Annotated in this window: 9 protein-coding genes; all 9 read right to left on the reverse strand. The window is 60.7% G+C overall.

What is annotated here, in order from left to right; all coding sequences use genetic code 11:
• Positions 1–457: 457 nt before the first annotated feature.
• Positions 458–673 carry a hypothetical protein gene (locus AC07E3_RS21245; RefSeq protein ID WP_478364704.1) on the reverse strand — a complete coding sequence of 72 codons (216 nt, stop codon included), beginning with the start codon at positions 671–673 and terminating at the stop codon, positions 458–460.
• 16 nt (positions 674–689) lie between these two features.
• Positions 690–1,118, reverse strand: a complete 429-nt coding sequence (locus tag AC07E3_RS21250; protein ID WP_478364706.1) for a GFA family protein — start codon at positions 1,116–1,118, stop codon at positions 690–692.
• The gene (locus AC07E3_RS21255; protein WP_478364708.1) at positions 1,115–1,783 is read right to left on the reverse strand and encodes a TetR/AcrR family transcriptional regulator; all 669 of its coding nucleotides are present in this window, start codon (positions 1,781–1,783) and stop codon (positions 1,115–1,117) included. The genes AC07E3_RS21250 and AC07E3_RS21255 overlap by 4 nt, the downstream gene beginning before the upstream one ends.
• Positions 1,784–1,873: 90 nt before the next feature.
• Positions 1,874–2,053 carry a hypothetical protein gene (locus tag AC07E3_RS21260; RefSeq protein WP_478364710.1) on the reverse strand — a complete coding sequence of 60 codons (180 nt, stop codon included), beginning with the start codon at positions 2,051–2,053 and terminating at the stop codon, positions 1,874–1,876.
• 21 nt (positions 2,054–2,074) lie between these two features.
• Positions 2,075–2,296, reverse strand: a complete 222-nt coding sequence (locus AC07E3_RS21265) for a hypothetical protein (protein WP_478364711.1) — start codon at positions 2,294–2,296, stop codon at positions 2,075–2,077.
• 2 nt (positions 2,297–2,298) lie between these two features.
• A protein-coding gene (gene tnpC, locus AC07E3_RS21270) for an IS66 family transposase (RefSeq protein ID WP_478364713.1) occupies positions 2,299–3,964 on the reverse strand; the annotation gives its coding sequence in 2 pieces (ribosomal slippage) (positions 2,299–3,880 and positions 3,879–3,964; 1,668 coding nt in all).
• Positions 3,965–4,024: 60 nt separating this feature from the next.
• Complete coding sequence (gene tnpB / locus AC07E3_RS21275; RefSeq protein WP_317090526.1) at positions 4,025–4,375, reverse strand: IS66 family insertion sequence element accessory protein TnpB; 351 nt, start codon at positions 4,373–4,375, stop codon at positions 4,025–4,027.
• Positions 4,372–4,782: an IS66-like element accessory protein TnpA gene (tnpA, locus tag AC07E3_RS21280; RefSeq protein ID WP_478364716.1), complete on the reverse strand. Its 411-nt coding sequence runs from the start codon at positions 4,780–4,782 to the stop codon at positions 4,372–4,374. The genes tnpB and tnpA overlap by 4 nt, the downstream gene beginning before the upstream one ends.
• A gap of 333 nt (positions 4,783–5,115) precedes the next feature.
• The coding region (locus AC07E3_RS21285; RefSeq protein ID WP_478364717.1) for a transposase at positions 5,116–5,559 on the reverse strand (444 nt) is incomplete at its 5' end.

The following is a 5,559-nucleotide window of genomic DNA, read 5'->3' on the forward strand; positions in this document are numbered from 1 at the left end:
CGGATCCAGCCCAGTCCGAAACAGACATTCCAAATTCTCCTCAAGCTAAATGCCTGAGATGAATCATGATTTGGCATCAATTGCAACTGTAGTACTAATGCAAAGGCACACCACTTCAACTGCTGCTCGTAAGGAGCAAATGACAAAAGCGTCATCGTTAATGATCTTTCCGACCATCAGCGCCGGGGACAATGGTGTTGCGGTTTTCAAGCAGCATATTGTGCTCTTCCCTGTTGTAAGCCGCTCTCGCTCGCCGAGAGGCTCATGGCTGGTCAGGAGGCCACTGCGTGCAGCCTGACGTTGGCAGTATCGTTGATGCGGGCGAACGCTTGGGGTCGCCCCTGACGCTCGGCCTTGCTCGCTTTAACAGCCGCTCCTGGCGCGGCCGAGCCGGCTCGAGGTTCGGCTCGGATGGTACCGCGACCGACCATTCTACGTCGCAATGGTTGGAAAGCTGTCAACGGCGTGCCGACCGGACCGGGAAGACGTGCTTGGCCACGATCATTGCCTGGAAGTGACCGAGTCCTTCGAACTTGAGGAATGACAGCGCCTCTTTGCGATTTGCCGGCGCCGCAGCGCGTAGAGCCGCGATCCAGCCATCCAGATCCTTGCCTGTCTTGGCCGCAAGCTTGCCGATAATCGCCGCTTCCATTTCCTGTTGCTTCATTGCCATGCGTACCCTCTTCGTATCAGTTATCCGGCGGCGGTGGAGATGCCGCGAATTCCGGCAAACCGGTTCCGCTAGCATCCCAAGGAGCGCGCGAACGGACAAATTGCGAGAGACCCGCCGCGAAGATTTCGGGATTATCGAGACTTCCGGCATAGATCGTGGTCAGCCACGGCGCGACTTCGGGGGTGCCGAACAGAAGACTGCCACACTCGGGACAGAAGTTTCGAACCGACATGTGGCCGCTACCGCCGACATTGCGGAACGCTTTGGGTGCTCCGGTCACGGAAAAAGCCTCCGTCAGCACTCCCATGGTAGGCACATGCCCCGTGCCCGACGCGCGTTGGCAATCGCGGCAGTAGCAGAGGAGGCCGAATAGGACTTCCCCCTCGGCATCATAGCGCACACGCTCGCAGAGGCAGCCGCCGGTAATCTTCGGGTTGTCGGTCACGAGGTTATCTCCCTATCAGCTTCGCCAAGACGGACGGGGGAGGCGTTGGCGCGCGGATCACACTCCTCCCGGAACAGCAGTTCGACGTAGCGGCGTAGATGGTCGAGGCAGTCACGCGCGACGGCCGCACCATCCTGCGCCTTGGCGAGGACCAAGGCACCCTGCACGACCGCCTGGATGTGGAAGGCCAGACTTTGCGGCGTCCAGCCGCCGCTCGTCCCGTGCTCGCGCATGGCCTGCGCTATGTCCCTCTCCACGGTCTTCGCATGAAGGGTAATGCCGTGGTCGCAGGCCACACGGAGGTCAGAATGCGTATTGTAGACGTCCTCGACCATCGTGCCGAGCAGGCAGGAATAGCTCCACATCTCACCCGTAAGAATCGCCTTCCGGAAGTCAATATAACCGAGGACGCGGTCCAACGGATCAGGATGTTCGCGGAACCCGCCCGAGGCAAAATGCGCTTCTGCCTGGTCGTTCCAGTAATCGATCGCTGCCAGCGCGAGATCGTCCTTGGATTTGAAATGGTGAAAGAAGCTGCCCTTCGTCAGCCCAGCCTCCGCGCAGATGTCGTCGATACGCGCGGCCGTGTACCCCTTCTTCCGGATCACGGTGAGGGCGGCCGAGAGCAATTTGGTTCGAGAGTCTTGATCGCTTGCCTGAGACATATCCATACCCACTAGTCGGTATGGTAGCTAGTGCGAGAGCCTTAGTCAACTCTACATCCCGCACGCTGTTCCATTTTCGGCGCAGCGCCGTCATGCGGCAAACAATTCAAACTGGCGATCATCCGGTCGCTTGTGGCACGACCATTCAGCGCGGCGGCGAGCATACTCCTCCTCGAAACGCTCCCGCTCAAAAACCAGATGCGCATCAAGATATAGACGCTCATCATACAGCCGCCGCAGCTCTTCGATCAGCTGCTCGAAAGTAAGCATGCGGTGAGGACCGCGGCGGTGTCAGGCCCCGCTTTCACGGTTCGTTTCGATGGTCTCGCGTAGGTTTTCGATCCCGAACGGTGAGAAGGCCATGACGCCATCATCGTTGAGGCCGTAGACCCAGATCACGCCATCTTCGGGCTCCATATCAATGGCAAGCTCGAAGAGCCGATCGACGGTTTCTCCCAGCTCGGCGGCGACGCGGTCGATGGTCTTGACGGAATGAACCTTGTTCAACTGCATGGTCACGCCGCCTTGCTCAGAGGCTGCTCCTTCCAGTTCCACGGCAGAAGTTCGTGCACGCGCGAGACGGGTATGTTAGGCAGTCGGGCGAGAACATCGGCGAGCCAAGCCTGCGGGTCGATGTCGTTCATTTTTGCGGTGACGATGAGGGTATACATCGCGGCGGCTCGCTGTCCGCCGCGCTCGGAGCCGGCAAAGAACCATGACTTTCTGCCCAAAGCCACGCCGCGCAGGGCGCGTTCGGCCGCATTGTTCGTCAGGCAGACGCGCCCGTCATCAAGGAATGCCGTGAACGCCTGCCAACGGCCTTCCTTCTCGAACATGTAGTTGATCACCTTGGCCACCTTGTTGTGCCTGGACAATTTCGCGCGCTCTGCCAACAGCCAGTCATGGAGGTTGTTCACCAAGGGGCGGGACAGTTCATGGCGGGCGGCAAGACGGGCATCGGCATCAAGCCCGTTGATCCCGCGCTCGATGTCGAAGATGGCGTCGATCCGTTTCACCGCTTCAAGCGCGACCGGCGAGATCTGATGGGCGGGTTTGCCCTTGCGGACGCTCCCGGCAATGTCTGCCAGTTCGAAGAACTTCCGGCGCGCATGGGCCCAGCACAAGGCGCTGGTCACGGGCCCCGCATCGCGGTCGGCGCGATAAAGATCGTTGTATCCGCCATAAGCATCGGCCTGCAGAATGCCCTGCCAACCGGCCAGGTGCTGATTGGGATTGGTCTTCTCGCGATCTCGGGAGAAGCGGAAGAACGCGGCCGGTGGTGCGCCGCCATTCCAGGGCTGATCATCGCGCACATAGGTCCACAGACGGGCCTTTTTCGAACCGCCCCGCGCCAGAAGCGGCACGGTCGTGTCGTCGCCATGCAGGCGGTGAGCGGTGCGTACATGGTTCTCGATCAGGGCATGGATGGGCTCCAATGCAACAGCGGCATGCCCGATCAGATCTGCCAGGGTGGACAAGCTCAGCTCGACGCCTTCACGTGCGAACCGCTCGGCCTGCCGGTTCAACGGCTGGTGCTGGCCATACTTATCAAAGACGGTGAGCCATTGTGTCGCCATGTGTTCGAGACCAATGGCGAACGCGATCAGGCTGGGCCCGGCCCATCCACGCGGAATCGCATGGAATGGAGCTGGCGGTTGGCTGATCTTTTCGCAGGTCCGGCAGGTGAACTTCTCGCGCACAGTCTGGATCACCTTCCACTGCCGCGGGATCACCTCCAGCGTCTCGGTGATGTCCTCGCCCATCTTCACGAGACGATCCGAGCCACAGCAGCCGCAGTTGTCGGGGGCCTCGACGACCACCCGCTCGCGCGGCAGGTGATTGGGGAACGGCTTGCGCACAGGGGGACGGCGCGTGAAGGCCCGTACCGTGGTAGCCTTGGCGGCCGCTTGCTCTGCGGCCAGGGCATCCTCGGTGGCCGCCGTTTCCAGCTCTTCAAGCTTCAGTTCCAGTTGATCGATCAGCCGGGCGCGGCGTTCCGACGAGATGCCGTATTTGTCGCGGCGCAGTTTGGCGATCTCCAGCTTCAGCTCCTGGATCATCGCCTCCGAGCAGGAAACGACCGCACGGGTCTGTGCCTTCGCTTTCCGCAACCTCAGCACGGGCCTCAGCGGCGGCCAGGGCGGCGCGTAATCTGACGAGTTCGGAAGCGGTATTCGACATGGCGGATGTCTACCATCCGAGGGCCCGGAACACCAACAAAAACAAGCCTGCTGGCGCAATTTATCCAGCTTTTGCAGGGCGTTGCGTCCAACGGGGATTGCGCCAGTCGATCCCTTCGAGAAGGTAGCCCATCTGTGCCGCCGAGATCTGTACCGCCTCGCCGGACCGGCTCACCGGCCAGATGAACTTGCCCGCCTCCAAACGTTTCAAATAGAGCGACATGCCCACGCCATCATGCCACAGGATCTTCACCAGATCGCCCTTGCGACCCCGAAAGCAAAATATCTCTCCCGCATGCGGATCACGGCCGAGCCCTTCCTGCACCTGCAGCGCCAGCGTGTTCATGCCCCGCCGCATATCGGTCACACCGCCAGCGATCCAAACCTTCGCGCCCGCCGGAAACGCGATCATTGCCTGTCCACCACCGACAAAAGCCGGGCAAGTGTGTCCGGGTCCACTTCGGTGGACACGATGAGCCGGCGGCCATTGGGCAGGACAATCTCGACCTGAGGGTCCCGGCTCGGATCAACGGGATCAACCGATCCCGGTTGTGAGATCGGGCTCTCCTTCTTCACGGTGACTGGCGCAAAGGATGCGGAGCGGGGAGCGCCAAGTTCACCGTTCCGATATTGCCGACGCCAGGTTGTCAGCAGCGAGCGACAAATGCCATGCCGCCGGGCCGTGGCAACCACTTGTCGATGGCCGACAAAACTTTCCTCGACAATCCGGAGCTTGTCCTCATCTGACCAGTGCCGACGGCGAACACCATCAGCAGCGGAAAGAATCTCGATTTGCGGGCGGTAATTAAAGTCGGACATAACGTCGGACTTATCATCGGATCGTAGCCGCGGTCAGACGGCCGCCCCCGGAGCCTTACAACTTTGCAAGGGATTTTGTCCGACTTCTTCTGCAGCACGCGCTTCTATCGGTCGTGTGTCAGGCCTCTGATCGTGGCCTTCGCCACGGGGCCGGTATGCAGTTCGAAGAACAGGGTCCACATCGGTTCAGAGAGCTTTGTGCTCGAGCCCCGGGACTGGTTCTCCCCGTCCTGAACATTGAAGTTCTTGCCGCATAGGTCGTCAGTCGATCTCCTTGCCGGGGTCAAATGACCCCGAGACGCTCGCCGTTTTCCTCCGCCAGGAGGTGACCGCTCACGCCATCCGGTAATTCTGCTCCCTCGTCATGATTGCCCAGATGATCCGGGCCATCTTGTTCGCCAGCGCGACCGCGGCGACCATCCGGGGTTTGCGCCCGACGAGTTGCCCGAGCCAGTTATCCGGAAGAACACCCTTTCGAATGATCCAGCGGATCCGGCTCATGGCGCCGACGATCAGCAGCTTGCGGATGTCGGTCTGACCCATCTTGCTGACCCCGCCCAGCCGTGTTTTGCCTCCGGTAGATCGCTGCTTCGGCACGAGGCCCAACCAGGCGGCGAAGTTCCTGCCGCTGGAGAAGGTCCGCAGATCAGGCGCAAACGCCATCACCGCACCGGCCGTCACTAGTACTACAGTTGCAGATGGCCTCTTTTCTTGTAGTGAGCGATCATGGCCTGGGCTTGATGCCGTCGTCGCCAAAGCGACCAGGCGAAAATGAAG

The sequence above is a fragment of the Nitratireductor lacus genome (genome assembly GCF_056431025.1).

Excerpts from the sequence above, each read along its gene's own strand:
- AC07E3_RS21265 (WP_478364711.1), bottom strand. The coding sequence starts at position 2,296 with ATGCAGTTGAACAAGGTTCATTCCGTCAAGACCATCGACCGCGTCGCC.
- AC07E3_RS21260 (WP_478364710.1), bottom strand. The coding sequence starts at position 2,053 with ATGCTTACTTTCGAGCAGCTGATCGAAGAGCTGCGGCGGCTGTATGAT.
- AC07E3_RS21255 (WP_478364708.1), bottom strand. The coding sequence starts at position 1,783 with ATGTCTCAGGCAAGCGATCAAGACTCTCGAACCAAATTGCTCTCGGCC.
- tnpB (WP_317090526.1), bottom strand. The coding sequence starts at position 4,375 with ATGATCGCGTTTCCGGCGGGCGCGAAGGTTTGGATCGCTGGCGGTGTG.
- tnpA (WP_478364716.1), bottom strand. The coding sequence starts at position 4,782 with ATGTCCGACTTTAATTACCGCCCGCAAATCGAGATTCTTTCCGCTGCT.
- AC07E3_RS21245 (WP_478364704.1), bottom strand. The coding sequence starts at position 673 with ATGGCAATGAAGCAACAGGAAATGGAAGCGGCGATTATCGGCAAGCTT.